At 58.2% G+C, this 25,698-nt stretch carries 30 protein-coding genes; 3 read left to right on the top strand and 27 right to left on the bottom strand.

The features are described 5' to 3' along the window. Window positions 1-33: 33 nt before the first annotated feature. From C0039_RS15845 to C0039_RS15800, 10 genes are read right to left on the bottom strand one after another with little or no spacing between them, the layout of a single operon-like run. Complete coding sequence (locus C0039_RS15845; protein ID WP_101518637.1) at window positions 34-1,743, bottom strand: Na(+)/H(+) antiporter subunit D; 1,710 nt, start codon at window positions 1,741-1,743, stop codon at window positions 34-36. Next, on the bottom strand, window positions 1,733-2,068 hold the full coding sequence (locus tag C0039_RS15840) for a hypothetical protein (protein ID WP_076000107.1): 336 nt from the start codon (window positions 2,066-2,068) through the stop codon (window positions 1,733-1,735). The genes C0039_RS15845 and C0039_RS15840 overlap by 11 nt, the downstream gene beginning before the upstream one ends. Beyond that, window positions 2,068-3,534 carry a monovalent cation/H+ antiporter subunit D family protein gene (locus tag C0039_RS15835; protein ID WP_101518636.1) on the bottom strand — a complete coding sequence of 489 codons (1,467 nt, stop codon included), beginning with the start codon at window positions 3,532-3,534 and terminating at the stop codon, window positions 2,068-2,070. Before C0039_RS15835 ends, C0039_RS15840 begins: the two co-directional genes overlap by 1 nt. Continuing rightward, window positions 3,531-5,021, bottom strand: coding sequence for a monovalent cation/H+ antiporter subunit D family protein (locus tag C0039_RS15830; RefSeq protein WP_101518635.1), 1,491 nt, complete (start codon window positions 5,019-5,021; stop codon window positions 3,531-3,533). Before C0039_RS15830 ends, C0039_RS15835 begins: the two co-directional genes overlap by 4 nt. 5 nt (window positions 5,022-5,026) lie before the next feature. Continuing rightward, window positions 5,027-5,386, bottom strand: coding sequence for a cation:proton antiporter subunit C (locus tag C0039_RS15825; RefSeq protein ID WP_076000105.1), 360 nt, complete (start codon window positions 5,384-5,386; stop codon window positions 5,027-5,029). After that, window positions 5,383-6,363 (bottom strand): DUF4040 domain-containing protein, encoded by a 981-nt coding sequence (locus tag C0039_RS15820; protein ID WP_076000104.1) that lies wholly within the window; start codon window positions 6,361-6,363, stop codon window positions 5,383-5,385. Before C0039_RS15820 ends, C0039_RS15825 begins: the two co-directional genes overlap by 4 nt. Continuing rightward, the gene (mnhG, locus tag C0039_RS15815) at window positions 6,363-6,710 is read right to left on the bottom strand and encodes a monovalent cation/H(+) antiporter subunit G (protein ID WP_076000103.1); all 348 of its coding nucleotides are present in this window, start codon (window positions 6,708-6,710) and stop codon (window positions 6,363-6,365) included. The genes C0039_RS15820 and mnhG overlap by 1 nt, the downstream gene beginning before the upstream one ends. Continuing rightward, window positions 6,694-6,969 (bottom strand): MrpF/PhaF family protein, encoded by a 276-nt coding sequence (locus C0039_RS15810; RefSeq protein WP_232334943.1) that lies wholly within the window; start codon window positions 6,967-6,969, stop codon window positions 6,694-6,696. The genes mnhG and C0039_RS15810 overlap by 17 nt, the downstream gene beginning before the upstream one ends. A 2-nt stretch (window positions 6,970-6,971) precedes the next feature. Continuing rightward, a complete protein-coding gene (locus C0039_RS15805; protein WP_076000102.1) occupies window positions 6,972-7,490 on the bottom strand; it encodes a Na+/H+ antiporter subunit E in 519 nt (172 codons plus the stop codon). After that, complete coding sequence (locus tag C0039_RS15800; protein WP_198171907.1) at window positions 7,487-7,909, bottom strand: Rap1a/Tai family immunity protein; 423 nt, start codon at window positions 7,907-7,909, stop codon at window positions 7,487-7,489. Before C0039_RS15800 ends, C0039_RS15805 begins: the two co-directional genes overlap by 4 nt. Window positions 7,910-8,294: 385 nt before the next feature. Here C0039_RS15800 and C0039_RS15795 point away from each other — a divergent pair, with 385 nt between their 5' ends. Beyond that, entirely contained in the window at window positions 8,295-8,735 is a 441-nt protein-coding gene (locus C0039_RS15795; RefSeq protein ID WP_101518634.1) for an excinuclease, read from the top strand. Further along, the gene (locus C0039_RS15790; RefSeq protein WP_243391639.1) at window positions 8,732-10,006 is read left to right on the top strand and encodes an NAD(P)/FAD-dependent oxidoreductase; all 1,275 of its coding nucleotides are present in this window, start codon (window positions 8,732-8,734) and stop codon (window positions 10,004-10,006) included. Before C0039_RS15795 ends, C0039_RS15790 begins: the two co-directional genes overlap by 4 nt. Here C0039_RS15790 and C0039_RS15785 read toward each other — a convergent pair. The 17 genes from C0039_RS15785 to C0039_RS15705 form a co-directional block, all read right to left on the bottom strand. Beyond that, window positions 9,993-11,213 carry a beta-ketoacyl-ACP synthase gene (locus C0039_RS15785; protein ID WP_101518633.1) on the bottom strand — a complete coding sequence of 407 codons (1,221 nt, stop codon included), beginning with the start codon at window positions 11,211-11,213 and terminating at the stop codon, window positions 9,993-9,995. The two genes, C0039_RS15790 and C0039_RS15785, sit on opposite strands and share 14 nt — an antisense overlap. Then, the gene (gene fabG, locus C0039_RS15780) at window positions 11,214-11,939 is read right to left on the bottom strand and encodes a 3-oxoacyl-ACP reductase FabG (RefSeq protein ID WP_076002242.1); all 726 of its coding nucleotides are present in this window, start codon (window positions 11,937-11,939) and stop codon (window positions 11,214-11,216) included. Continuing rightward, window positions 11,939-12,388, bottom strand: a complete 450-nt coding sequence (locus C0039_RS15775; protein ID WP_076000099.1) for a hotdog family protein — start codon at window positions 12,386-12,388, stop codon at window positions 11,939-11,941. Before C0039_RS15775 ends, fabG begins: the two co-directional genes overlap by 1 nt. Beyond that, complete coding sequence (locus tag C0039_RS15770; protein WP_101518632.1) at window positions 12,381-13,562, bottom strand: beta-ketoacyl-ACP synthase; 1,182 nt, start codon at window positions 13,560-13,562, stop codon at window positions 12,381-12,383. The genes C0039_RS15775 and C0039_RS15770 overlap by 8 nt, the downstream gene beginning before the upstream one ends. Then, the gene (locus C0039_RS15765; protein WP_133126034.1) at window positions 13,549-14,034 is read right to left on the bottom strand and encodes a DUF3261 domain-containing protein; all 486 of its coding nucleotides are present in this window, start codon (window positions 14,032-14,034) and stop codon (window positions 13,549-13,551) included. Before C0039_RS15765 ends, C0039_RS15770 begins: the two co-directional genes overlap by 14 nt. Window positions 14,035-14,114: 80 nt before the next feature. Further along, window positions 14,115-16,367 (bottom strand): MMPL family transporter, encoded by a 2,253-nt coding sequence (locus C0039_RS15760; protein ID WP_133126033.1) that lies wholly within the window; start codon window positions 16,365-16,367, stop codon window positions 14,115-14,117. Continuing rightward, complete coding sequence (locus C0039_RS15755) at window positions 16,351-16,956, bottom strand: LolA family protein (RefSeq protein WP_101518630.1); 606 nt, start codon at window positions 16,954-16,956, stop codon at window positions 16,351-16,353. Before C0039_RS15755 ends, C0039_RS15760 begins: the two co-directional genes overlap by 17 nt. Next, a complete protein-coding gene (locus tag C0039_RS15750; RefSeq protein WP_076000094.1) occupies window positions 16,953-17,363 on the bottom strand; it encodes an acyl-CoA thioesterase in 411 nt (136 codons plus the stop codon). Before C0039_RS15750 ends, C0039_RS15755 begins: the two co-directional genes overlap by 4 nt. Beyond that, complete coding sequence (locus tag C0039_RS15745) at window positions 17,356-18,909, bottom strand: HAL/PAL/TAL family ammonia-lyase (protein ID WP_076000093.1); 1,554 nt, start codon at window positions 18,907-18,909, stop codon at window positions 17,356-17,358. Before C0039_RS15745 ends, C0039_RS15750 begins: the two co-directional genes overlap by 8 nt. Next, entirely contained in the window at window positions 18,906-19,832 is a 927-nt protein-coding gene (locus C0039_RS15740; protein WP_076000092.1) for an LpxL/LpxP family acyltransferase, read from the bottom strand. Before C0039_RS15740 ends, C0039_RS15745 begins: the two co-directional genes overlap by 4 nt. Continuing rightward, window positions 19,822-20,568, bottom strand: coding sequence for a glycosyltransferase family 2 protein (locus tag C0039_RS15735; RefSeq protein WP_101518629.1), 747 nt, complete (start codon window positions 20,566-20,568; stop codon window positions 19,822-19,824). Before C0039_RS15735 ends, C0039_RS15740 begins: the two co-directional genes overlap by 11 nt. After that, window positions 20,565-22,259: an ApeI family dehydratase gene (locus C0039_RS15730; protein WP_101518628.1), complete on the bottom strand. Its 1,695-nt coding sequence runs from the start codon at window positions 22,257-22,259 to the stop codon at window positions 20,565-20,567. Before C0039_RS15730 ends, C0039_RS15735 begins: the two co-directional genes overlap by 4 nt. Next, window positions 22,243-22,815, bottom strand: coding sequence for a COG4648 family protein (locus C0039_RS15725; protein WP_101518666.1), 573 nt, complete (start codon window positions 22,813-22,815; stop codon window positions 22,243-22,245). The genes C0039_RS15730 and C0039_RS15725 overlap by 17 nt, the downstream gene beginning before the upstream one ends. Then, a complete protein-coding gene (locus C0039_RS15720; protein ID WP_076000090.1) occupies window positions 22,812-23,063 on the bottom strand; it encodes an acyl carrier protein in 252 nt (83 codons plus the stop codon). Before C0039_RS15720 ends, C0039_RS15725 begins: the two co-directional genes overlap by 4 nt. Then, on the bottom strand, window positions 23,060-23,341 hold the full coding sequence (locus tag C0039_RS15715; RefSeq protein ID WP_101518627.1) for a phosphopantetheine-binding protein: 282 nt from the start codon (window positions 23,339-23,341) through the stop codon (window positions 23,060-23,062). Before C0039_RS15715 ends, C0039_RS15720 begins: the two co-directional genes overlap by 4 nt. Beyond that, entirely contained in the window at window positions 23,338-24,105 is a 768-nt protein-coding gene (locus C0039_RS15710) for a lysophospholipid acyltransferase family protein (protein ID WP_101518626.1), read from the bottom strand. Before C0039_RS15710 ends, C0039_RS15715 begins: the two co-directional genes overlap by 4 nt. After that, the gene (locus C0039_RS15705) at window positions 24,102-24,848 is read right to left on the bottom strand and encodes a beta-ketoacyl synthase chain length factor (RefSeq protein WP_165787161.1); all 747 of its coding nucleotides are present in this window, start codon (window positions 24,846-24,848) and stop codon (window positions 24,102-24,104) included. Before C0039_RS15705 ends, C0039_RS15710 begins: the two co-directional genes overlap by 4 nt. Before the next feature lie 105 nt (window positions 24,849-24,953). Here C0039_RS15705 and C0039_RS15700 point away from each other — a divergent pair, with 105 nt between their 5' ends. Then, window positions 24,954-25,616: a 4'-phosphopantetheinyl transferase family protein gene (locus C0039_RS15700; RefSeq protein ID WP_101518625.1), complete on the top strand. Its 663-nt coding sequence runs from the start codon at window positions 24,954-24,956 to the stop codon at window positions 25,614-25,616. Window positions 25,617-25,698: the final 82 nt, after the last annotated feature.

The following is a 25,698-nucleotide window of genomic DNA, read 5'->3' as shown; positions in this document are numbered from 1 at the left end:
TTTGATGCACCCCACACCAGGTGTTCAGGAAGGTTACAGGTAATACAACAACACATACGCCGAGAGCAGACCTGCGATCCACAAAGCTGTCGTGCCGATCGGCCAGGAGCGCGCGAACACGCCACGTTCCTTGCTGTCGGCTGTGTGGGGCTGGCCGAGGTAACGCGTGGCCAGGCGCTGGGCAAGCTGCTGCGAGCGCAACCGCAGCCTGTCGATAACGGCCCCCATTATCGCAAGTCCCTTCTCAGCCAGTCGGAGCAGCGCAGGTCCGGCACGACGCCACAGCCAGTCGGTGTCCAGGCTTATGGTCTCGGTACGCTTCATCAACGGCAGCAGCACGAAGAACGCAAGGCCAGAGAACAGCAGCAGTTGCAGATAAAACAGCACCTTGCCCGCCGTATAGGGCACGTACTCCACCGGGTAGGGCAACAGCGAATAGAGCAGTTCGGGGAACACACCGAGAACAATGCACAGACCGGCGAAGAGAACCATCGCCAGGCCCATATTCCAGGGGGCGTCCTTGGGACGCAGTCCTGAATCACGTTGGAAAAAGACAAACCAGGGAAACTTGATACCCGCGTGCAGGAATACGCCAGCGGAGGCGGCAGTCAGCAGCATGTAAACCACAACCAGACTTTCATCCACCGCGGCCTGGGAAATCATGCTTTTGGTGGTGAAGCCGGAAGTGAGCGGAAAACTGGAAATCGCCAGTGCACCGATAATGCCGCAGGCTGTGGTCAACGGCATGGTACGGAACAGGCCGCCCAGGTCCGTACACTTGCTCTTGCCGGTGCGATAGATAACCACGCCGGCACTCATGAACAACAGCGCTTTATAGATGATATGCGCAAAGGCATGCGCCGCTGCGCCGTTGAGCGCCATCTGCGTGCCGATGCCCACGGCGCAAACCATGAAGCCAACCTGGTTGACAATGGAGTACGCCAGTATGCGCCGGGCATCATTCTCCAGCAGCGCATAGATAATCCCGTACATCACCATGAACAGGCCAACACCGATCAGTACCGGTTCCCCGGGGAACAGCAGGATGAGTGCCAGTACCGCGGTCTTGGTGGTAAACGCCGACAGGAAAACGGAGCCCGTGGGGCTGGATTCCGGATAGGCGTCGGCCAACCAGGCTGAAACGGGAGGCGCAGCAGCGTTTATCAGGATACCGATGAGTATCATCCAGGTACTGAAATCGTGGGCGAGCATGGGCTGGACCTGGATGGAGCCGGTACCGACGACCACTCCCTCGATACCCACCTTGAGTATGACACCGCCCAGCAGGTGCATGATGGCATAACGTATACCTGCAGCCCGCGCCGCAGGCGTGCCACCACACCACACCACAACCGTGGAGAACAGGGCCATCAATTCCCAGTAGAGGAACAGGGTAATCAGGTCACCGGCGAAACAAACGCCCACTGCCCCTGACGCATAGGCAAAGGCTGCCGAGAGCTCGTACCATCGCGCCACACGGTAGGCATAAAGTCCGCCGACGAACACCATGATGGCAAAAACCGTGGCAAACAAACGCCGCAGGGGAGAACCTTCAACAGGCTCAATATAGTAGGAGAGAAACTTTACCGTGCCCTGCACACCGTCGGGTACCTGCCACACGGCCCACAGTGTGAGCAGTGGCGCCAACAACACAACCGCGGTGCGCGCGTGCCCCCTGAGCAGACCGATGAGCACGGCCGCCAGTAACAGGATCAGCGCGGGGGAGAGCGTTTCAAGTCCCATCGACGGACTCCTCTACAACGCGCTTGCTGTCATTGGTTGAATGCGTAGCGCCCGGTTCCTGGTAATAGTCCCCTGGGCGCTTGAGCACCACGCCCAGCACTTTGGCCACCAGTACCATCAGCAGGCAGCTGGCAAAACCGTACACGGCACCAAAACCAAACCAGGCATCGATGCCGAAGTAGCCTTTCACATAGATTACTGACTGGGCTACAACCGTGAGCGCGAGCACAACACTGAAGCCTATCCACAGCTTGCGAATGGTGGCTGGTCGAACCAGCCAGTGCAGCTGTTCATCCGCCTGACTATGTTTACTGTTGTCACTCATCAGGTGAGCCCCCTCACGACCTGGCTCTCAAGTTCAATCACCGGCCCATTGAACAGGAAAAAGCCCAGCGTCAGCAGCGCGGTGATACACAGCGCCAGCACCGCGGCAAAAGGCGCCTCACCATGTTCTTTGCCGCCGGGCTCTTCGCGCTCGAACCAGGCCATGTACAAAATCGGCAGGAAGTAGGCGGCATTCAAAACCGTACTGGCAATGATAGTGAACACCGCCACCAGGTTTTCCGCCTCGAAGGCGCCGGCCAGGATATACCACTTGGAGACGAAGCCGGCAGTGGGCGGGACGCCAATCATACTCAGGGCGCCGATGGTAAACGCAGCCATGGTCCAGGGCATGCGCCTGCCAATGCCGCGCAGCTGGTATATTTCTGTTTTCTTCGACGCCACATAGATGGCACCGGCGGCGAAGAACAGGGTGATTTTGCCAAAGGCATGCGCCACCATATGAATCGCGGCGCCGACCTCAGCCAGCGGTTTGAGAATGGCCGCGGCCATCACCACGTAGGAGAGCTGGGCGATCGTTGAATAGGCCAGCAGGCGCTTGATATTGGTTTGCCGCAGGGCCACCAGGCTGGCGACGATGATGGTGAATGCCGCCACGTACAGCAACCAGCCGGAGCTGGGCGTGGCGAACAGAAAATCGACGCCGAATATATAAACAATAATCTTGGTAATCGCAAAAACGCCGGTCTTGACCACGGCAACAGCGTGCAGCAGGGCACTGACCGGTGTGGGTGCGACCATCGCCGCCGGCAGCCAGCGATGCGCCGGCATCACCGCGGCCTTGCCGATACCATAGACAAACAAGCCCAGCAACAGGCCTACCTCCGGGCCCGCCAGCTTGCCCGACAAGATGCCGCCCAGAACGAAATCACCCGTTCCGGCCACCATATACGTCCAGATAATAGCGGGCAGGAACAAACCTATGGAGGTGCTGAGCAGAATGCCCAGGTAAACACGTGCCGAGCGCACGGTGGCCTCATCGCCCTTGTGCGCCACCAGTGGGTAGGTGGACAGCGTGAGCAGTTCATAGAACAAAAACAGGGTCAGGAGGTTACCGGAGAAAGCCACGCCCATGGTGGCAGCGAGCGACAGCGCGAAGCAGACGTAAAAGCGCGTCTGGTTTTTCTCTGCGTTACCGCGCATGTAGCCTATGGAGTAGATGGAATTGATCAGCCACAGCCCGGACGCCAGGGCCGCGAATAACATGCCCAACGGCTCAACGCGAAAGGCGATGGTCAGCCCCGGCATGATCTGGCTTACCTCAACAGCCGGCCTGCCGCCGGCCATCAGCGTTGGCAATAGGCCCCAGACCACCCAGATAAGGGCAGCCGCAGTCGCCAGGGTTACCCCCTCGCGCAGATTGGGGTGGATGCGCCCGGACAGAGCGATTGCCAGCGCGCCTGCCAATGGCAGGCTGATGGCGACCAGGATGGCCGTCTCCGGGCTCATGGCGCACCCCCGGTCAACAGACTGGCGCTGGCGTTAGCCAACGCCAGCGGGATCGCAGGAAACAGGCCGAAAACAACGTTCAAGAGCGCAACACCCCAGGTCACCAGCAAGAGTTGTAGAGGCGCCTCCGAAACGGGCGTGTCGCTTTCAACAGGCGCCTGGAAATAAAGCGCCTCGACGATTCGCCAGATATATACCACCGCCATCAGTGAACTGACCAGGATCACCGCTACCAGCGTCCAGCCCCAGGGGCCGCTCTCCAGCGCGGCCGTAATCAGCAACCACTTGCTGATAAAGCCCGCGGTGCCGGGGATGCCGATCAGGCTCAACCCGCACAGTAACAACGCGCCACACGTCCAGGGCATGCGTGCAGCGACACCACCAAGCTGACTCAGGCGCAGGTCGCGATAGTGGTAGCCAATACAGGCCACGGCGAGGAACAGTCCACCCTTGGCCAGGGCGTGATTGAACATATGCATGACGCCGGCAGTGAGTCCCGCGTGGCTGACAAAACTGGCACCCAGCAGAATGTAGCCAATTTGCGCGACCGACGACGTGGCCAGCAATCGCTTGAGGTGCCCTTCAAACATGGCGACTGCGGAAGCCACCAGAATGCCGAGAATAGCCAGCGGCATCGCAAACAAGGCGAACTGCATTTCATGGGTATCGAGCTTGGCCTGGAATACCGAGGTGTCGAAGCGAATCAACACGTACAGCGCTACCTTGGTCGCACAGGCGGCCAGGAAAACCGTCACCATATGCGGCGAGTGGGTGTAGGCATTCGGCAGCCACACATGCAGCGGGAACACAGCAGCCTTTAGCGCCAGCCCGATGGTGATAAATCCGGCCGCCACCAATATCGGGTTGAGCGCCACTACGTCCCCGATGCGCGCTTCCATATCAGCGAGGTTGAGCGTGCCGGTCATCATGTAGATAAGGCCGACACCAATCAGGTAGAACGTCGCGCCAATGGTGCCCATGATCAGGTACTTGAACACGGCAGGCAGCGCGCGGCGATCAGGCCCACCGGCGATCAGGATATAGCTGGCCAGCGAAGAAATTTCCATGAATACAAAAATATTGAAGGCGTCTGCAGACACCACAATGCCGACAAGGCCGGTGAGGCCCAGCAGCCAGGCAGCGTAGAAAAGCGGCTGTAACCCAAGCTCTATCTGCTTGTCCACGCTGGGCCTGGCGGCGAGTAGTGCAGCGGCTCCCGCCCCGGTTACGATCAGCAGCAGAAGCGCACTGAACGCATCAACCTCCAAGGCTATGCCATAGGGAGCGGGCCAGCCCCCCATGGAATAGGTCAGTGTCTCGCCGCCCAGCACGGCACTGGCCAGCGCCACGGCAATGGCAAAACTCACCAGCCCGGCAGCGGTCGCGCCGGCCCAGGCCAGGCCACGTGGTTGCAACAGGACTATCAGCGGTGCGGACAACATCGGCACCACTACCTGCAATGCGGGAAGCTGGTCGGTAAGGTTCATATCAATCAGTCAGCGTCCAGGATCTCGTACTCTTCAATGGTGCCATAGGATTCCTTGATACGAACCACAATGGCCAGACCCAGGGCGAGCGTGGATACCCCAACAACGATCGCTGTGAGTATCAACACCTGCGGCAGCGGGTTGGAAAATATCTGGTCCTCTACGCCGGCCTGAATGATCGGCGCGGTGCCGCCTTCCACTTTATCCATGGTGATATACAGCAGAAACACCGCAGACTGGAAAATCGACAGGCCGATAAGTTTTTTGATCAGGTTGGCTTTGCTGATCACTGCGTACAGGCCTACCATCAATACGATAGCGAACACCCAGTAGTTGTAATAGCCAAGTAGCTCCAGCAGTTTCATGCGACGCCCTCGCGCGCGGCGAACGCATGAAAGATGGACAACAGCGCACCACATACCGCCATACCTACACCCGCCTCAATAACCAGGATACCCAACTGCTGCCCTAATACCGGGTCGGCGGCAAGCACCGAATAATCGAGGAAGGCCCCGCCCTTGAGCATACACACCACGCCCACCGCGCCATAGAGCAAGGCACCGCCCACGACCAACGCCAACAGCACCGAGCGCGGTACCGCGCGCAATGCCTCCGCCTCGCCTTCGAGCAGGGCGTAAAGGATGACGCCAGTGGCAATAATCGCGCCCGCCTGGAATCCGCCCCCCGGGCCATACTCACCATGAAACTGCACATAAAGCCCGAACAGCACGATAAAGGGCACCAGCAAGCGCCCAACCACTTGCGGTATCAGGTGATGGCGCAAACCCGATGGTTGCGCGGGCAACACCGTGGATTGCCCGGCAGGCTTGACGCCGAGAATAAACAGCACACCGATACAGGCAACAAAAACCACCAGCACTTCGCCAAGTGTGTCGTAACCGCGATAGCTGCCCAGGATAGCAGTGACCACATTGGGAATATCAATGTGCTCAGGTGTCTTCTCCAGATACCAGGGTGCAACGTGTTGATGTACGGGCGCATCCGGGTCACCCAGGCGCGGCTTGTCGAAGGTGGCGTAGATAATCAGCAGGGCCAGCACAACAACTGTACCGATGGTAATGACACGGCCACCGCGTCGCGGTTTCTCCCATTCCCCGGTCAGGGCCAGGGCGCTGAGGAAGATCACGGTGGTCACGCCGGCTCCCACGGCGGCCTCGGTCAGTGCCACATCAGCGGCGTCGAGTATAAAAAAGTTGGTAGCCATCAACAGGCTGAAAATAGAGGTCAGCATCACCGCCACGAAAAGATTGTGCGTGTGCACAATGGCGACTGCGGTAATCACCAACAACGTCAGCAGGAACAGCGCAAATACATAGATCATTATTCGACGTTTTCCCCGTATTTTCCCTGTGCGCCCTTATCGCCCGGCTTGAGACCAGACAACAACGCGGCATTCGCCAGTGCATAGGTGGCCGTAGGCCCGGTGAGCAGCAGGAACAGCATAATGGCAAACAGTTTCATCGTGGCCAGTGACCAGCCAGACTGCAGCATCATGCCAACAAAAATGAGCAGGGTCGCCATGGTATCGGTAAGGCTGGCAGCGTGGATGCGCGTATAGAAGTCGGGCAGCCGCAGGCCACCGATACCGCCGATCAGCACGCAGGCGCCCCCCAGAGTCAGTAATACCCAACTGAGTATGTCCAGCCCAATATCAATCACTGTCGACACCCTGTTTCTTTCGGGAGCGATCCTGGAAGAACTCCAGCACGGCAAGAATGCCAACCACATTGATCAGGGCATAGGCCAACGCCAGGTCCAGAAAGTCCGGCCGGCCATACAGGAACGCTATCACCGACAGCAACAACACCGTTTTGGTACCGAAAACGTTAACCGCCAGAACACGGTCGTAAACACTGGGACCCAACAAGGCTCTCACCAGAGCCAGTACCATGGTGACCAGAATAGCGACTGATACCACAACGTACATGCTCAGCTGCCCTCCAATCGAGCGGCCCGACGAGCAACCTCACCGGAGCGCAATGCCTCGGCACCCTCGCTGGTAAGGCAGTGGACCAGGAATTTACCTTTGTGCACATCCAGCGTGACGGTTCCCGGAGACAAGGTGATGGAGTTACCCAGAATGACCTGTCCCACCTCACTCTCGCTCTGAGCCTCCAGCTCAACCAGCACCGGGCTAACCGGCATGGCGGGCTTGAGGATCAGTCGGGCCACCTCAATACTCGACATCGCAATCTCACCGAGCAACCACCACCAGTAGCCGGGCAGTCGCGGCAACAATCCCATCAGGGCCTGATGGCGGAAAAAACCCATGCGATGGCCAAGGTAGGCACTTAGCAGGCAGGAGAAGGCGCCCAGTCCCAGCAGCAGGGGTTTGTACAAGCCCGACCAGAGCATCCAGGAGGCTGCCAGTACCAACAATAAAAGCAGCACAGCCGGGAGACGCGCTTCACCTCGCTGAGAGGCGTGCCTGACGGAAAATAAACTCATAGTTCACAGGGGAATTGTTGTTGCAGTGAGGAATAGACCACGTCCATCGCCGGCTCGTCCTGCATTTTTTCATCTGTCAGGTCTGCCACAACCGCGTCCACTACATCACGCAGGTGAAGGGGATCACCCAGACAAAAGCCCGCGAGACCCGCCGCTCGATTGATGTCTGCACGACTGGGCAGCCGGGTACGCATGGCGCGCTCGCTGAAGGTCTCACCAGCTATCGCGTCCTCGGCATTCAGCATCACGCGGGCATCAGTGGCCACGGCCCCGTCGATGAAGCCCTGAATATAGCGGATGCAGTACTGCCCATCCACGCCGTCCGGGTTGCTCTTAAGCCGCGCACAATGCGAGGCGAGCTCTCTTGCTGAAAGCACCTCTATCGCTTTTGCCGTTGATACCGTAAACACTTGCAACATAACGAGGCAGGCCCATGAAAGGGCAGGCATCATTGCAAAGCTACTCGATCGGTTGTAGCTACCCCTGAAGAGCATTCCTGAAACACCTTTGCTTTATCCAACATTATTATCACGCAGTGACACGCATTATGGCTGATTCGCTAGCAGGTACAAGCGCGGCTACAGGTTAATGCTCACAAACTGCCAGGAAAAAATCCACATGATGCTCGTGGTTTAGCACCACCTTTGAAGACTGCGTCCAGGAAGATTTTTGGTTGCGAGGACAACACTTCGATAACAGCCAGCCAGCGAGGCTGGTGATCGCCCTGTCACCACTACACCGGGGTGTGCATCACGCTCAATACTGCTAAACTCTTTCGGGTTTTAAGCAGCCATGGAGGCATCAATGAAAAACCTTATTCTGACCCTCATCGCCCTCTCCATCCTCTCAGCTTTCCCCGCTACTGCCAGAGATGACCGCAACCGATATTCGATAGCAGACGCAATGAATCTGGAAGCCGCCAGGGAAAAGCTCAACAAGGGCTATACCTTCAAGTTCGGCAAGCAGTCCCACGCACCCGTGAAAAAAAATCACGGCGAGTTCATGAGCAACAAGAAGACTAACGCCTTCGGCAAGAGCGACGAGTTCGCGTGTCAGTGGGCCTTTCTGTCTGCCATGCTGAGTTTTCAGGACAGGATAAGCAAAGAGGGCGGCAACGCGGTCATCAACATCCGCAGCTATTACAAGGAAGGCGATTTCGTTAGTGAAACCGAGTTTGAGTGTGGTAACGGAGCCATCATGGCCGGCGTGACTTTCCTCGGGGACGTTGTGACCCTGGCAGAGTGAGTCCACTGAGCGGCACCTCACAGCAGACACCCAGCGAACGCTTTGATGTCCTGATCATAGGGGCCGGACCGTCCGGCTCGGTGGCCGCCGCACTGCTGGTAGCAAGAGGATACCGGGTTCTGGTGTTGGAACGGGAGACGTTTCCCCGGTTCTCTATAGGCGAGAGCCTGCTACCGCAATGCATGGAGTTCCTATCTGAAGCGGGCATGAGCGATGCGGTCAACAGCGCTGGCTTCCAGGTCAAAAACGGCGCCATGTTTCAGCGCCGCGGTCAATTCAGCAAATTCGACTTCAACGACAAATTCTCCCCGGGCCCCGGAGAAACCTACCAGGTGCCCCGGGCTGATTTCGACAAGTTATTAGCAGACGAGGCGGCGCATGCAGGGGCCGACATTCGCTATCAACATCAGATTACCGCTGTCAGCCTGGATCAGCCGGAACCCACCGTTCAATGTCAACGCCCTGATGGGACCCAGCAAACTTTTACAGCCCGCTTTTTGCTCGATGCCAGCGGGTTCGGCAGGGTTCTACCCCGCTTGCTTGGCCTGGAGTCTCCGTCTGATTTTCCGGTGAGATCGTCTCTGTTCTGCCACGTAGAAGACAGAATCACCAGCACTGCTTTCGATAGAGAAAAGATTCTGATCAGTGTCCACCCACGGTTTCAGGGTGTGTGGTATTGGCTCATTCCTTTCAGCAACGGTCGCAGTTCTCTAGGGGTGGTGATTGATCCTGAGCTGCTCAAGAACTATGAAGGCCAACCCCACCAGAAGCTGCAAACGTTAGTGGGCGAGGACCCGGTACTTGCAGAGATTCTCAAGGACGCTGAGTGGGATACACCCGTACGCAACATAACCGGCTACTCCGCCAATGTTTCCGAGCTCGCCTCCAATCAGTACGCGCTATTGGGTAATGCAGGTGAATTTCTTGATCCCGTGTTTTCTTCCGGCGTCACCATTGCCATGAAATCCGCCAGCCTCGCCAGCGCGGCGCTACACCGGCAGTTAAGTGGCGAAAACGTTGACTGGCAAACAGACTACGCCCTCCCCCTTCAGCAGGGCGTGGATACGTTTCGGGAGTTCGTGACTGCCTGGTATGACGGTCGTTTCCAGGACATCATTTTTTATCAACAACAGTCGCCGGAAATACGCGCAATGATCAGCGCAATTCTCGCGGGTTACGCATGGGATCGAAACAACCCCTACGTGAAAAGCCCTGGCCGACGCCTCAACGCTTTGTGGGATTACTGCCGGTCTACTACTAAATCCGCTTGAAAATCAGTGAAGTATTGATGCCCCCGAAGGCAAAGTTATTAGACATGGCAATGTCGCAATCCAGGTCCCTGCCCTCACCGGCTATGTAATCAATTGGCGCACAGCGCTCGTCGACGTGATCCAGGTTGAGAGTTGGATGGAACCATCCTTCACGCATCATATTCAGGGTGACCCAGGCCTCGAGAGAGCCGCAGGCGCCAAGAGTATGCCCTGTATAGCTTTTCAAGGCGCTGATTGGCACCCTGTCTCCGAGCACTTTCAGCACCGCCTGGCTCTCGGCGATATCGCCTCTTTCAGTTGCCGTGCCATGTGCACTGATGTAGCCAATATCAGCGGCTGACACACCAGCAGAGTCCAACGCTCGCTGCAGTACCACGCAAATAGAGTCCAAATCGGGCTGTGTGACGTGCGCCCCATCTGAATTGGTGGCAAAACCGACCACTTCCGCGTAGATGGTGGCACCCCGTGCCCGCGCATGTTCCAGTTCTTCCAGCACCAGCGTGCAGGCGCCTTCGCCGATCACCAGGCCGTCTCTGTCCTGGTCAAACGGCCTGGGCGTCAGCGAAGGCTGGTCATTGCGTGTCGAAGTGGCATAGAGCGTATCAAACACTGCCGCCTCGGTAGGACAAAGCTCCTCTGCGCCGCCGCAGACCATCACTGTCTGCAGGCCATTTCGAATTGCCTCATAGCCATAGCCAATGCCCTGGCTGGAAGAAGTACAAGCGCTGGACGTGGTATAGATACGCCCCTTGATACCAAAAAAAACGCCAATATTGACCGGGCAGGTGTGGCTCATCATCCGAATATAACTGGTGGCATTCAAGCCATCGGTACGCTTCTTGATCAGCATGTTGCCAAAGTCCGCAGTCGCCGAAGTGCTGCCGGCAGACGAGCCGTAAGACACACCGACATCGCCACTGGCAAGCAGCTCGTCGCCGAGCAGGCCCGCTTCAGCGAGCGCCTGCTCTGAGGCCTTTACCGCCATCATGGCTACCCGGCCCATGGAACGCACCGCTTTGCGCGACCACTCGGCCGGCTTGGAAAACTCTGCCGGGCCTCCCAGGCGGGTAAACAAGCCTTCGTACTGGTCCCAGTCTTGCATATGCACGATGGCGTTGCGGCCTGCTTTCAGGCGTGCACTTACCTCCGCCCAGTCACTTCCCAGTGAGGAAATACAACCGGTTCCAGTTACAACAACACGCTTCATCTAAAACAATCCACCATTTACTGAAATCACTTGCCGGGTCACGTAACTTGCCTCCTCGCTTACCAGGAACTTTACTACCGCCGCGACCTCTTCAGGGCTTCCCAGTCGACGCATGGGTATGGAGCGCGTCACTTCGTCCAACGGCAGTTCTTCCAGCATATCGGTATCGATCAAGCCCGGAGCGACGCAGTTAACGGTAATTTTTCGTTTAGCCAGTTCCAATGCAAGCGCCTTGGAGGCGCCAATTATACCAGCCTTGGCAGCGGAGTAATTGACCTGACCACGGTTTCCCATAAGACCAGAAACCGACGATATCGTGACAATGCGGCCCGGCGCGCGCCGACGTACCATCGGCATAATGAGCGGGTTAAGTACGTTGTAGAAGCCATCCAGGTTGCTGCGAATGACAGCATCCCAATCATCCCCGCTCATGGCCGGGAAGGCATTATCCCTGGCGATGCCTGCGTTACAGACAACCCCGTAGTACGCACCGTGCGCCTCCATGTCCTGCTCCAGGATCGACGCCACAGCCTCACGTTCGCTGATATCGAACTGCAGGATTCGAGCGACTCCTCCCCCCGCCTCGATTTGCCTGCCGACTTCCTCTGCCTTTTCTAACTCACGGCGACAGTGCAGGACGATACGATAGCCTGCCGCAGCCAAATGCAGCGCCACGGCCCGACCTATACCCCGGCTTGACCCAGTAACCAGAATTGTTTCGTCCATCATCTATCGCTTTCCAATATTGGATTTTCCTCATCCGGCTCGTACACCGACAACATTGCCCGCTGTTCTATATGCTTGCCTGAAACAGCGCATTCAAAGGCGGACATACCGCCACCAGCCAGTACCACCTGCCGCGCACGCACGGTGACGGTTTCACCGCAGGTGAACGATGCTGCGGAAGTCTCGAAACGCCGCGTTCCCAGCAGGAAGCCGATCTTCACGTTCTCTCCGCGCAACCGGGCCGCATACCCTGAAAATGCCGCCACGGCCTGCGCCATGTACTCTATCCCGAGCCAGGAGGGCACCGCGCCCCCTGAATCAAACAAGCCGTCAGCACGCACCTTTACCCGGCAGGCAATGTGCTCGTCGCTATGTTCACAGACCTCATCCAACAGCACCATAGGCCCAGCGTGGGGCACCAGCTTCTCAACCGGCGGGAACTTACTCATTGGCGACACCTATTATCAGCGACACATTACTGCCCCCGAAAGCAAAAGAATTGCTCATGCAATGGCGAGGCCTACGGTACGCCATGGAGTCAGGGTCCACCAGAAGAACGGGCGCCAGCGCGGGGTCGCGATCCGCGAGGTACAGTGACGGCGGCAGACGCCAGTGCTCATCCATGGACAGCAACAACCAGCACAAGCCGAGCTCCAGTGCTCCCGCTGCCCCCAGGGTGTGGCCTGTCATGGACTTTGTCGAACTGCAGGGGACGGACTCTCCGAATAGCGCGTTGACCGCCCTGGTCTCCATGGCGTCGTTATGTGGGGTAGCCGTCCCGTGCAAGTTGAGATATCCGATTTCGGCCGGGGTTAACCCCGCATCTTGCAGGGCCCCGCTCATCGACCGCAGCGCACCCTGCCCCTCCGGGTGCGGAGCGGAAATGTGATGGGCATCAGAGCTGCCCGCCCCCCCCATGAAGCGAATAGCTGCCGGTTCCCGGCTCATGAGAAAGATAGCGACAGCCTCACCGAGGTTGATGCCGTCCCTGCCAGCTGTGAATGGCCTGCAGTGAGAACGGGACTGCGCCTCCAGTGCGCCAAAACCCTGTAGCGTCATCTCACACAGGCTGTCTACACCCCCTACGACCACGGCATCCACCAGATCCATCGCCAGCAATCGCCTGGCGCTCAACAGGGCGTTACCACTGGAAGAGCATGCGGTAGAGAGGGTATAGACAGGGCCCGCGCACTCAAGGCTGGCTGCTACGAACTCCCCGAGGCCGCCCAGTTGCCCCTGCACCGCCTGATACCCCTGCGGGTAGATCCCGTCCTGCCGATGCGCCCTTACCGCCTTCTCCGATTCGTCAATACCTGCAGTACTGGTCGCCATGACAACACCGATTCTTTCCGCTCCGTGACGCACAAACGCGCGGGAAACCGCCTCGCGAATCTGCTCCAGTGCGGCATGAGCGAGCCGGTTGTTGCGGCATTCGAAACGTTCAAGCCCCGGTGGAAGTGGGGGCAGGTCCGCTTCGACGGCACCAACGGTATAGGGGCCACGATGCTGGAACAAGGCAGCGGGTTCGGGCAGCGGCGCGCGCCGATCCAATAAAGCAGCCGAAACGCCTGGCTTGCCTACCCCGAGGGTACATAAAATACCCAGATCATTAAGGTAATACACCGTCCGCCTCTAGAGTTCTTATCTTGATCGTCATCGTTTTCGCCGGCTCAATGACCTGCACTTCCCTGTACCAGGGATATTCTCCCTCATAAACCACGTCTATTTGACCGCTTTCATGGTCTTCGAAACGATACACACGCGAGCCGGGAACTGACTGTAAAGTCCAGCCTGAATTCAAAGCCGACCGCACCTCTTCTTTTTTGCCATATACCATGAGCATTAATTGAGCCACCTTGTCCGGTGTCAACGAAGGCCGCATGGGCGAGAGCCATTGTAGCTGCGTGCCCTCGACGCTGGTTTGCACCTCATAGACAGGCAGCCCCTGGGGGGTCACCACCATCATTCGAATTGCTTCGATACGACTGGAGACCGCAAGCAAATACGATTCGCTCAACTCGCCTTCTCGAAGCTGCACGGCGAAACGCACCTCATAACCCTGGGGCAACGCCGGATACAGCTTCCGCTGATCCACGGGCAGTGAACCCTTGACCCCCAGGGCTGCGCACCCGGCCAGGCACATCGCGAATAGAATTGACCCGATAACGCGCGGCACTAGCTGTCGTCCCATCCAGTGCTAAACCAGGAAAGGATATAGGCAAGGGTGAGGCCCAGGGCGATGGTCAGGCCAAATTCAGCAATCACCGGCGTGTCGGACAAAGCCAGCATTCCAAAAACCAGGATACTGGTAACCGCCGACAGGCTGATCGCCAGCGACGTCGCCCCCTGCTTCGCAGGCGCTGTCACCCCGCGAAATATCCCGTAATCCAGCCCGACACCCAGGACCAGTAAAAGGGCAAGCATGTTGATAATGCCGTAATACCCCTGAATGTACCCGATGGCTCCCAGGCTACCCAGACAGGCGGCCACCGGCAGAGCCAGGATATGCAGTGCCCGCAATGGCCCCAGGGTGAGAACCAACAGTATCATCACCGCCAGGCTGCCGAGTAAAAGACTGGCCAGAATGCCCCGCCGATACTCGCCCATGAGTTGATTGATATCTTCAATAGGGTCCACTACTCGCACCGCAGCTGCAAGCGCCGCCAGGCGCTCAATATCAGCACTGCCTGGCTCACCATCCATACGCATCCAACTGGCACACTGGCCGTCACGGCAACCAAGAAATCCCCCCGTTCCCAACGGAAGGTCCAGCACTTGAAGATCCTTCAGCGCAAGCGGTTCGTACGGCGCCATGAGGGCAGCCTGCCAGGAATCAATGAAGTTCTGATCAAAACCCAGGCTAGCGAGAAAAGCCTCGGTAACACCCTGCCGGGACAAGCGCCGCTGCAATGACAGGCTCGCCAACTGTGCTTCGACACTGGGTACCAATTGCGATATCCCGGTAAGCGTTACGTCCAGTTCGCGGCGCAGCTGCTCTTCAAGTGTAAGTAACGCATTTTCATCCGCCGCCTGCACCAGCAGGTATTGACTGCCGTTAATGTTGCCGCGCAATCTCCCGATCAGGTCTTCGTCATACTGCAGTTCCGCCGGTACGGCATAGAAATCTCGAACATCATCCTGCGAGTGCAATAAGAGCAGACCGGGCATAGCGAGAACCACCACAGTCACCGGCGCGAACCACCAGACATACGCTAACGGCCGGCCTTGCAGAAACCGGGGCAGCTCTCTCGCACTCGCGGAACCACGGTACAGTGAGGGGTACAGCAGGCAGACGGTGAGAAAGCTGCCGAACAGGCCACTGGCCATGAACAGGCCAATCTGCCGAACACCCGGAAACGGCAGCAGGGTGAGGGCGGCAAAAGCTGTGGCACTGGACAGTACGCCTAGCAATAGGCCCCTGTATACAGGTACCAAGCCCTCTGCAGGAGTCCAGCCGGGCAGGCGTGAGTGCGCGAGGTAATGAAAGGAATAATCTGCAGAGATACCTACCAGGCTGGCCCCAAACACCAGCGTCAGAATATGAATTTCTCCCAACACCAGCACTGTCACCGACAAACCTGCTGCCACGCCAACGCCCACGGAGAGCAACATCAACCCCAGCCCTCGGACGGACCCGAGAACCCAGACCAGCAGCGTTGCCAAAAGCAACAGGGAGGCGCCACCTATAGTACTCATTTCCCTGCGCCCGCTCTCAACCCCGTAGGCACTGTAGAGCGGTGCACCCACTGCGTGGAACTCAAGCCCCTGGTTCTGCGCCCTCTCTCGCAGAGACCCATATTGCTGGTATAAACCTGCCAGCCGATTGAAGCCACTCATCGCCCTGGGAACCCGGATCACCCGTATTTCGGTCACCCCCACCGCAGAATCTACGCTTGCTGAATTCGGAGCGGCCGACTGCAGGTAGTTCCGAAACAGACCCAGGGGGTCCTCCTGAAGTCCTGCCAGGAAAGGCCCGCCCAATGGAGAATACAGCAACGCCCGCAGCCCCCGCAGGTACCCCTGCGCATCATTATCGAGGCTGATAAAGTCCCCCGGCCTCAACAGACCGCGGCTAAAGGGTTGCAGGGTACGGGCCAGTGCCTGCCAGCGCCGGGCCTCGCTCAGCTCAAAACCCTCCTCTGCAAACCCCGCCTCCTCCAGTTGCACCACTGCTTCAGCCAGAAAGCGACCGACCGGGGCATTTTCGGGACCGCGCACCAGCAATAAAACCTCGCTTTCCAGCGAGGCAGCTACAGCTTTATTAGCCTGGCCGGTCCAGTACTGTTTGTTCGTTTCAGGAAGGAGATGCTGGAAATCGGTGCTCAGCCAGGGAGGTTGGGGCCAGCGCAACAGGGCCAGCGCGAGCATCCCTGCGACCAACAGACTCCATAGCAGAGGCCCTCGGCGGATGTCAGTGGCTGGCTGCACTGGGGGCCGCCCCTTCACTGCCTGATTTCACCACTTTGCTGAATACAGTCCGCGTTCGAGTCGTGTTTCGTTCGATCACTTCAACGCTGTGCAGGTATTGATCCCCCGAGAGTTCGATACGAGACAGGACTGATGCCAACCCCCCTCCCTTTGGTACCAGGGTGAGAAACCAGCCTGATGCGCTGGCTTCTCCCGATATCTCAAACTCCGCAGCTAATCCAGAGAGGTCCCCCTGCATAAAACCCAGCATGATACCCGCGATCAGGCGACCCACGCCGCGATCGTTAACAGGTTTACCGTCAAGCGATACCGCCGCCCCCTGCACCGTCATCAGCGACGGCAAAGGTTCCGTCACCTGCCAACGCAGTCCGTCATCCCGCCCCAGGCTGAAATCACCATGGGAGATGAACGGCTTTTGCATGAAGTGAAGGTGCTTCTCCTGCGTAAAGGAGCCTCGAATCCGCTGTTGAATAGCCAACTGGCTGACCACGTCAGACAACACATCGGTCGCGGGCGTCTCATCGCCCAGCACTGAAAACGTGCCAGTGGCGAGCAAAATAAAACTGACCAGCAGGAAACGCCCTCTCACTGAAACCGTTCCAGCAGTGCCCGAGGACTGGCGAACAGCATTTCACCACTGTCGGCATCCAGTGCCACCTGCACTGTATGGGCACGGGTCAAGCGCCTGCCCGTCTCAACGTCAAATATCCGGTAATCGATCTTCATCCGGTTCTCGATCTCCACCAGCTTCGCCTCTACACGAATTTTCTGGCGGTAGCTCAGCGGTTGCGCGTACCGTATTTTCATTTCGATGACAGGCCAAACATAGCCGGACTCCTGCATTGATTCCACATCATAATCGAAGGTATCCAGGAGGGCACAGCGAGCCAGTTCCAGGTACTTGGCGTAGTGACCGTGCCAGGCGATACCCATGACATCGATGTCGTGGAAAGGCACTTCGATTTCCACCTCGGCGCGAGCGAAGGACTCAGTCATAGAGGGTCCAGTAGCGCTCGTGAATACAGGCAACTGCCCGGTGCAAATCTGCCTCCAAAGGCCTGTCCTCCTGAAGAAATTCAAAGCGCATGCCGGTCTGCTCGAGGCACTTGCGCAATGACGGTCGCAGGTCCCGTTCGGCCAGTTCACTGTCTCTCAGCCGCAATTGTACCCCCTGCCATCCAACCAGCATCCCGGCGGCCAGCACCTGTTCGACCAGTTCCAGCACCCGCTGACAATCACGGGCTGCGATAGTGCCCATACTCACCTTGTCCTGGTTGTGGCACTCGGTGGAACGGGAAAAAACACTGGCGGGCATGGTTCCCTTCAAGGCCTCCGCAGTCCAGGCGGAAACCGCAATTTGCACCGCCTTGAAACCATGATTTACCGAAGCAGCCGCCCCGGTGGCACCGGAGAGATTCGCAGGCAGGCCATGGTTGAACTTGGGGTCCACCGCCTGGGCGATCTGCCTGTCCACCAGGTCAGCCAGGTTAGCGACCGCCGATTTCAGGCCATCCATGGCGTGAGCAATATGACCGCCGTAAAAGTGCCCACCGTGGAGTATGTGCGCGCCCTCAGCATCAATAATAGGGTTGTCGTTAGCACTGTTGAGTTCGTTCTCCACGAAGTCAGTCACGTAACCCAGGCTATCCTGTAACACCCCGATGACGTGGGGTGCACAGCGCAGGGAGTAGCGATCCTGCAGGCGGCTACTATTGCGCGGTACTTCTTCCTCTTTCAGGTCATCATGAATCCAGCCGGCGACGGCCTGCTGCCCGGGGTGCGGCTTGACGGAGAAAAGCACAGGATCAAAATGGAAGTGGTTGCCCTCTAGCGCCACCGAGCAGAGGCTGGTGATGCGGGCCGCAAGCTGGGCGAGATAGCGCGCCCTGCACACCGCCAGACAGGCAAGCCCGGTCATGGCAGCGGTACCGTTCATCAATGCCAGGGCCTCTTTGGGCTGCAGGACGAGCGGCTCAAGACCTTCCAGCTCGAACACTTCCGCGGCTGCCCGTCGTTCACCCTTGTACCAGAGCTCCCGATGCCCCTCAATCACTGCTGCCAGGTAGGATAGAGGCGTCAGGTCCCCGCTGGCCCCGACCGATCCCTCGCTGGGAATGACCGGCAGCAGATCTCGCTGCAACAACAGGCAGATCCGCTCCAACAGGACGTAACGCACGCCGGAATAGCCCTGGCAGAGACTGGCCAGGCGGGCAGCAAGAATTGCGCGAGTCTCCTCAAGCGAGAAGGGTGCACCCATACCGCAGCCATGAAAGGTATAGAGATGGCGCGGCAGACTATGCACCAGTTCCTGGGGAACGTTCACCGAACAGGAGTCACCGTAGCCGGTGGTGACGCCATAAATAACACCGTCCTCTCGCCATACCTGTTCGAGGAAGGCCGCACCCGCATCGATACGTTGACGAAATTCAATCTCGCCGGAAAGCACTGCCAATGCCTCCCGCCTGGCGAGCGCCTCTACCTCGGTTGCGGTGAGTGGCGCGCCATCGAAGCGAACTGTCTTGATACTACCCAAATCAGTCATTTTTGGTCCCAAAAGGGATAAAAGTTGAACCACTGCAAAGGAGCCCGTTGCACATTGATCTCGAGTTCCTGAACGTAGCGTTGCATATAGGCCGTTATGGCCTCTTCCCGGCCTCGCCGTGGCAACTTTACCGAATTCGCCAGTTTCTGACAGCGAATATCGTACCCCTTTCCTTGCCGGGTAGAAAAAAGCGTATACACCGGACATTTGAGCAGTGAGGCGAGGATGAACGGGCCGTCCGGGAATCGCGCGGGCGCACCAAGAAAAGGGATCATCCGGGTGCGACTTTCACTTGATACGGGGACTCGGTCCGCCAGAATGGCGATAAACTCCCCTCGGTCGATACAACCCTTGAGGCGTATGGCGGTGGCCGGGCTCATCTCTGTCACCTCGATCAGGGTCACATCGCGCTCACCGACGACATCCCGCAACAGGCGATTGAACATATCGGCATTGCGCGTGTGTACCAGAATATTCAGGGTAAGCCTGCGGTTGCGTGTCGACAGCCCACGGAGCACCTCCATGTTGCCCAGGTGGGCGCCCAGCAATACGGCGCCCTGGCCGCTGTCCAACTGTTTGAGGAGAAGATCTCTCTCGGGAAAGTTGATCCGGTCCAGAATGGACGAGTTTGACCATGCACCAAGGCGGTCCAGTGTGCTGCCTGCAAACGCATTGAAGTGCCTGTAGGCAGTCCACCAGGTCGCCGGCGGCATGGCATCGCTGCCAAAGTATTGCCGCAAACGCCGCAGGTAATCCAGTGACGCCGTCCTGCTCAATTTGTGAGTGAAGAAGTAGTAGAGCAGGACCGGTTGCAGCACAGCCCTGAAGGCATGGTAGCCACCCACTCTATAGACCCAGAACAACAGGCGCATTCCCCGAAGAAATCCCACCTCCCGAACATCCGACCAGCGCTCAGTTCCCATCACGAGACTTCCACTTACGTCGCAGCAGGTAAGGCAGGCGCAACAGCATGCCGAAAAACAGGCGGGTATGCGCCCAGCTGATAAGGGCATTGTCTCTCAGCCCATGGAAATGCGAGATACCGTCTTCGGGATAATGCACTGCGGTCTGGAACTGAATGACTTCCACCCCCGCCCAGTGCAGCCGGACCAGGATCTCGGGGTCAAAGTCCATCCTGTCCCCGGTGTTAGCGTGGTTGAGAACGGCGAGGGTCTGTTCCAGTGGATAAGCCCTGAAGCCGCACATAGAGTCTACGATGTCCAGCGACAGCGTGTTGATCCAGACCCAAATGTGGGTCAGGTAACGTCCGTAGTAACGTAGCCTGGGGGCATTGCTAAAATTCGGGGCACCGCTTATCACCGCCCGGGGGTGTTGTTCGGCAAGCTCCAGCAGTGTGGGCAGGTCACCTGTTTCATGCTGGCCATCCGCATCGACCTGCAGCGCGTGACTGAATCCGAGCCTGTAGGCTTCCGCCAAGCCCGACTTTACCGCAGCTCCCTTGCCACCATTGCGCTCCCTCTCCACCAGCTGCACCTGCCTGAAACGCTGCTGCAGCTCTCTGAGAACACGGGTACAAGCAGAATCCGACCCATCGTTGACCAGAATAACAGGCAAGCGCAACGGGTCCAGGCTCGCCACCAGGGGCCCTATCGTTGCCGGGTGATTATAAACGGGGATGAGCAGGCAGGGGCGGATCAATTACAGCTCCTGTACACCATTCGACCCTGACTGTGCACCGCCTGCGGCGAACTGAAGGTAAAGCCGAGTTCTCCGCGGACTGTGTCGTGTGTCAAGCTCACCGTGAGCACGCAACCAGGCTGCACAATCTGCTTGAATTTGACTGCACGCATGCCTTCGAACTCGCCGGAGAGGGCCAGGTAATCCCGGGCCAGGCGCTCCGCCCACATGATTTGCACGACACCCGGGAGCACTGGCGTTTCGGGAAAATGCCCCTCAAAGTAACGATTGCCATGGTCAACGTATACCCGCAGCTCAACACCGCCGGGAATCGCTTTTTCCGCGAGAACATCCGGTGGTCGGGGAAGGTCAAACAGGGCTTTCAATTTTTCCCGCACCAGCTTGCCCTGGTCATTGCGTGGCAGCCGTGGCACCAGGCGCCACTGCCGGGGGATCGCCACGGTCACCAGTTGCCCCGACAAATGCGCGCGCAGGCTTTGGTTAAAACCCCGCAGACCCAGGGCCTGCAGTGCGTCGCTCCCATCAGCCGTGAGAGCGATTACCGTACCGACGTACTGCCTCTGATTCTGCAGGGCCAGCGCATGCGCTTCCTGTATCCACCGGTGGCCAGCCAAGGCCAATTCAATTTCCGGCAGCGAAACTCGCTTGCCTTCAATCTTGACAATGCGATCCAACCGGGGACCAAGCTGAAACCGACCGTCCTCCAGAAGCTGCGCCTGGTCCGCACTCTGGTACCAGTCATGATTCGCGAGGAAAGGAGATCGCACGCGCAGTGCGCCCTCAGCAGACACGGCGATTTCGACGGTTGGCAGCGCTTGCCATGGCTCCCCCTCCGTCTCCTGCCTGCGGATGGCTATTCCACCAGTCTCAGAGCTACCAAGCACTTCACAGGGGTAGTGACCGAGGCCCCCTGCTACTTCAGCAGCCGCGGCCGCGCGCAACGGCCCCCCCGATGAAAAGACGCTGCGAACCAGGGGGCGTAATTGCTGCCAGGGCATGTCCTGGCTCAAACGCTGCAAGTGGGCCGGGCTCATCACCCACGCCACAGCGCCGAGTTCAAGGGTCTGCCTGGCCAGCAGCAAAGGATCGACAAAGGGGCGGCGCCAGAAACGACGACCTGCACACATGGGCCAAAGGATAGAAAACAACAGGCCATACAAATGCTGGTGACTCACCGTGCCCAGTACCGCACACTCTTTTCCAAGTGAGGGGCCACATACCTGCTCTAAAACCGATATTTCCGCCTCCAACTGCTGCAAAGGCTTTTCGATAGCCTTCGGCTCACCAGTAGAACCAGACGTATAGACGACAATTTTGCCAGTGAGGGTCAGGGGACCGGGATAGGGCTTTTGGTCACCGCCTGCGGTGCACACCTGCTGGCAGCTCTGCCCCGCGAACTCCCCCAGCAGGCTCGCTCCCTCACTGGCCAGGGCTGCAACCACGCCGGGATGGTTTTCGCCGGGGAGATAAACCTTGCAGCCCCGGCCCAACAAGGCGAACAGACCCACCGCAAAGCGATAGCTGTCTCTTTCATATAGTGCCCACGGGTCACCGGATACACAGCCAAGGCTCCCTGCGGTAACGCTCACGTCCGCCAAAAAGCGACCCCAGGTCATCTCCTCCTCCCCGGAGAGGGCCACCACGTGCCCCTCGGGAAAGCTGTTTTCACATAATTCAGTCAGCGTGTGCATCGTGCCATCTCCTCACCCGCCGTCGGACAAGCCACTCTCCTCCAAACAGCACCCCCATCAACAGGTAAGACACCAGGCCATTGTACCAAGCCCACACCTGAAGGCTGGCGGCCACCGCCGTATACAGTGCCAGCAAACCGTTCAGCAGAAAAAACAGGCACCAGACCATGGTCACGCGCCGCGTGTAGGCGATGGCATAATCGGGCAGATCCGGTTCGCTGATTCGGGCTAGACGCTCGACCGTGGGCGGACCAACGAACAAAGAAAGTGAGAACACCGCGAGCAGAATGCAATTGACCATCACCGGGTAGAACGGGAACCAGCGGGGATCACTAGAGAAAGCAGCATAGAGCCCCGTGCACAGAAGGACCAGGGCGAGGACATCCTGCACCAGGGCGGTGCGGTCAGACTGGCGCAACACCAGCAGCCGCGCCCCGGCAACCACAACCAGCGCGAGCCCCAGGGCATTCACAGGCAGAGTTCGCAAACCGTAATACACTACAAACGGATAGGCCAGTATCAGGCACCAGCTGATGCCTAAAAGCACAGCTCTCATTCGATACCGACGATACTCGAAACGGCGTTCACCACATCGTCCACGGTGCGGACAGCCTTGAATTCATCCGGATTGATCTGCTTGCCAGTAATTTTACGCAGCTCAACGACCAGATCTACGGCGTCAATACTGTCCACATCAAGGTCTTCGTACAATAGTACGTCAGGCCTGATCTCAGCGGCCTCTACTTCAAACATATCCACCAGTAATTCGCGCAGGACCTCCAGAATTTCCTCCCGGCTATTCATGCTGCGCTTCCCGCCTGCTCACTTCGCTGATTAGCGGAAACGAAAGCCGCGAGACTGGCCACACTGCGAAAATGCTCCCGAGTGGCCTCATCCTCTGCATCAATACGGACGCCGAACTGCTGCTGAATAGCCATGCCCAGTTCCAAAGCGTCAATAGAATCCAGGCCCAATCCCTCGTTGAACAGGGGTTCTTCAACCCCTATGTCCTCAGGTGAAACGTCCTCAAGGTCCAGCGAATCAATAATTAGCTGAATGATTTTCACTTGTAACTCGTTCATATGGTTATCTCTTGCTCAAAATACGCTTGCCACAATCGGTTAAGACTGCGGGCGTCAATCTGCCCTTCGTCGCCAATGCGGTCAACCCCTGCCTCGTCCGCCCGGCAGACATCCAGACTGAAACAGGGCCGGCGAGTTGGCACCTGGTACCATTTGTCGTTCTTGGCGAGGGTCGGGGGGCTCACGACAATGCTTGCCAGCACCAGCTCAGACCGCGTTCGCAGCCAGACGTAAGCCGCGCCCCGCTTGAACCTTAGCGGCTGACCATCCACTGACCGTGTACCCTCGGGGAATACCACCAGTGTCGCCCCCTGGGCCATCTCTCTGGCACAGTCCTCAATCAGTTGTTCGGGGGAGTCATTGGCGATATACCCCGCCCAGGACACCGGCCCTCGCGTAAAAAAGTTCCGGTAGAGCTCAGATTTTACGATGCAGCAAGCATTGGGAATCATCGAGACCAGAAAAACAATATCGATCAGGCTGGGGTGGTTCGCCACCACCAGAGTACCCGGTTTACCCAGAACCGCCCTGCCATGAACCGACCAGGTCAACACCCCCATCGACGCCATAATACCGATAAAAAGCCGGAATGAATAATGAACCAGCAGCCGGCAACGTCGCGTCCTTGCCTGTGGATCAACGCTGAACAGTGCAATGAGAGGAAATATGACGTAGCCAAGTATGAGACCGCCCAGCCCGAAGAATGTAAAACTCAGGGCAGTGGCCACCAGGCGCCAGTGGTACCAGTCCTGGCGCACACTCATCCCGCAATACTCAGTTGCCAGACCGTTCCCGGCTCCCCAACCAGAACCGGTGGCCCGCCACCATCGAGTAAAACCTGCTGTAGCGCCTGGCTGCCGTTCACCGCCATACCGTCGCTGCCTCCCGGCCCGATGCGCTGCAGAGCCAGCCTGAAGCCCTCCCCTGGCGCAAGGGCATGTGATGGAATCAGCTGTAAGGCTAAAGAGGTGGGTCCGGCCGGGCTGTTTAGAAAGGGCCTGTAGAATTCGGGATAGGCCTCCTCACAGAAAACGACCAGAATACTTTCCCAGCCCTCAGCCAACATACCGGCGGCCTCCAGCAGAGCGGGCACCGGACTGCCCTCAACCGGTGCGAGGGAGATCATTGGGGAGGTCACACCGTTTACCAGCGACCACAACCCCACAACCGCATTGTGCACGGACAGACTGAATGCTGCGGGGGAAACCGGATCACCGTCGGCAATAGCCTCGAGAATACCCTGGGTTCGCTGAATTTCCCCCATAGTGGAACTGAAGACCACGGGCACACCGGACTGTGGTTCACACTGGTATAGCGTGTAGAAGACAACCCGGGCCAGCGGGCTCAGCCTGCGCCGCTGCATAGGGTGAACGCCGGACAAATCCGGCCTGGCAAGGCGTTGGGCTCGTTTGACACCCCGCTGAAAGCTGGTGCAAAGAGATTCCGGATCTCCAGATTCCCAGTTGCAATAAGCTCTGACACCAATTGATATTTCTTGATTGCTCACTTAGCCAGAGCGCTCCTTGCCTGCCATTATCAGTATATATAAGCTTGATCGCGATGTGGACAGGAAGCAGAACAAAGATTTGTAACCGGGCAGGGAGATAGCGTCATGGAATCGAGGCCAACCGAGCTCTGGCTGCAACCCTGCGAGCTTCCGCGACGCCAGCTCTCAGCTACGGGAAGAAAACTGCTGCGTCGCGCGCTGACAAGCAGAAACATACAGCTTCCCGAACACCAATTGTCTCTCCCCGGGCTGGAGCTAATCGAGTTACTTGACTCATCCCACGGTATTGGAGTTTCTATTAGCCATTGCCCGGGGTTGGTCGCTGTGGCACTGGGTACGGGCGCGCTCGGAGTTGACTGCGAGCCCGGGAAGCAGACGCGTGACTGGGCTGAGTTGGCCGAATACAGTTTCACGCCAGGCGAAGCAAGGGAAGTGACCAGGCTGAGTGACAAGGATAACGCGACTGCTTTTCTCCGCCACTGGGTATGCAAGGAAGCTTTTGTTAAGTTCGAACAGGGGAGCGTATTCGGCGACCTGAACCGACTCTCGCTGACGGCTGACGGCACCTTTCAAATCGACACAACAACAAACACAACGGTGCGCCTGTGGTGGGGAACCTATCTCGGTTTTCAGCTGGCGCTTTGCCAGGACAGTAAAGCGGCATCAACACCCGTTATCGTCAACAGCGACGGCAATCCGCTGTCCATGAATTTTATCGAGATACTTCAATCCTCCCCCCGGCAAGCGAGCCAGCAGGCCATTTCCTGACACAACACAGCCCAGGCCGGGACTACCCAGATTGATCACACCGGGCCCGGGCCCGTTGTGACCCTGCGGGCGCCTGCGGCGT

It is taken from the genome of Pseudohalioglobus lutimaris, from assembly GCF_002866825.1.
GTDB classification, from domain to species: domain Bacteria; phylum Pseudomonadota; class Gammaproteobacteria; order Pseudomonadales; family Halieaceae; genus Halioglobus; species Halioglobus lutimaris.
Note: the sequence above shows the minus strand (reverse complement) of the source record. Positions and strands in the feature narration are given on the sequence as shown.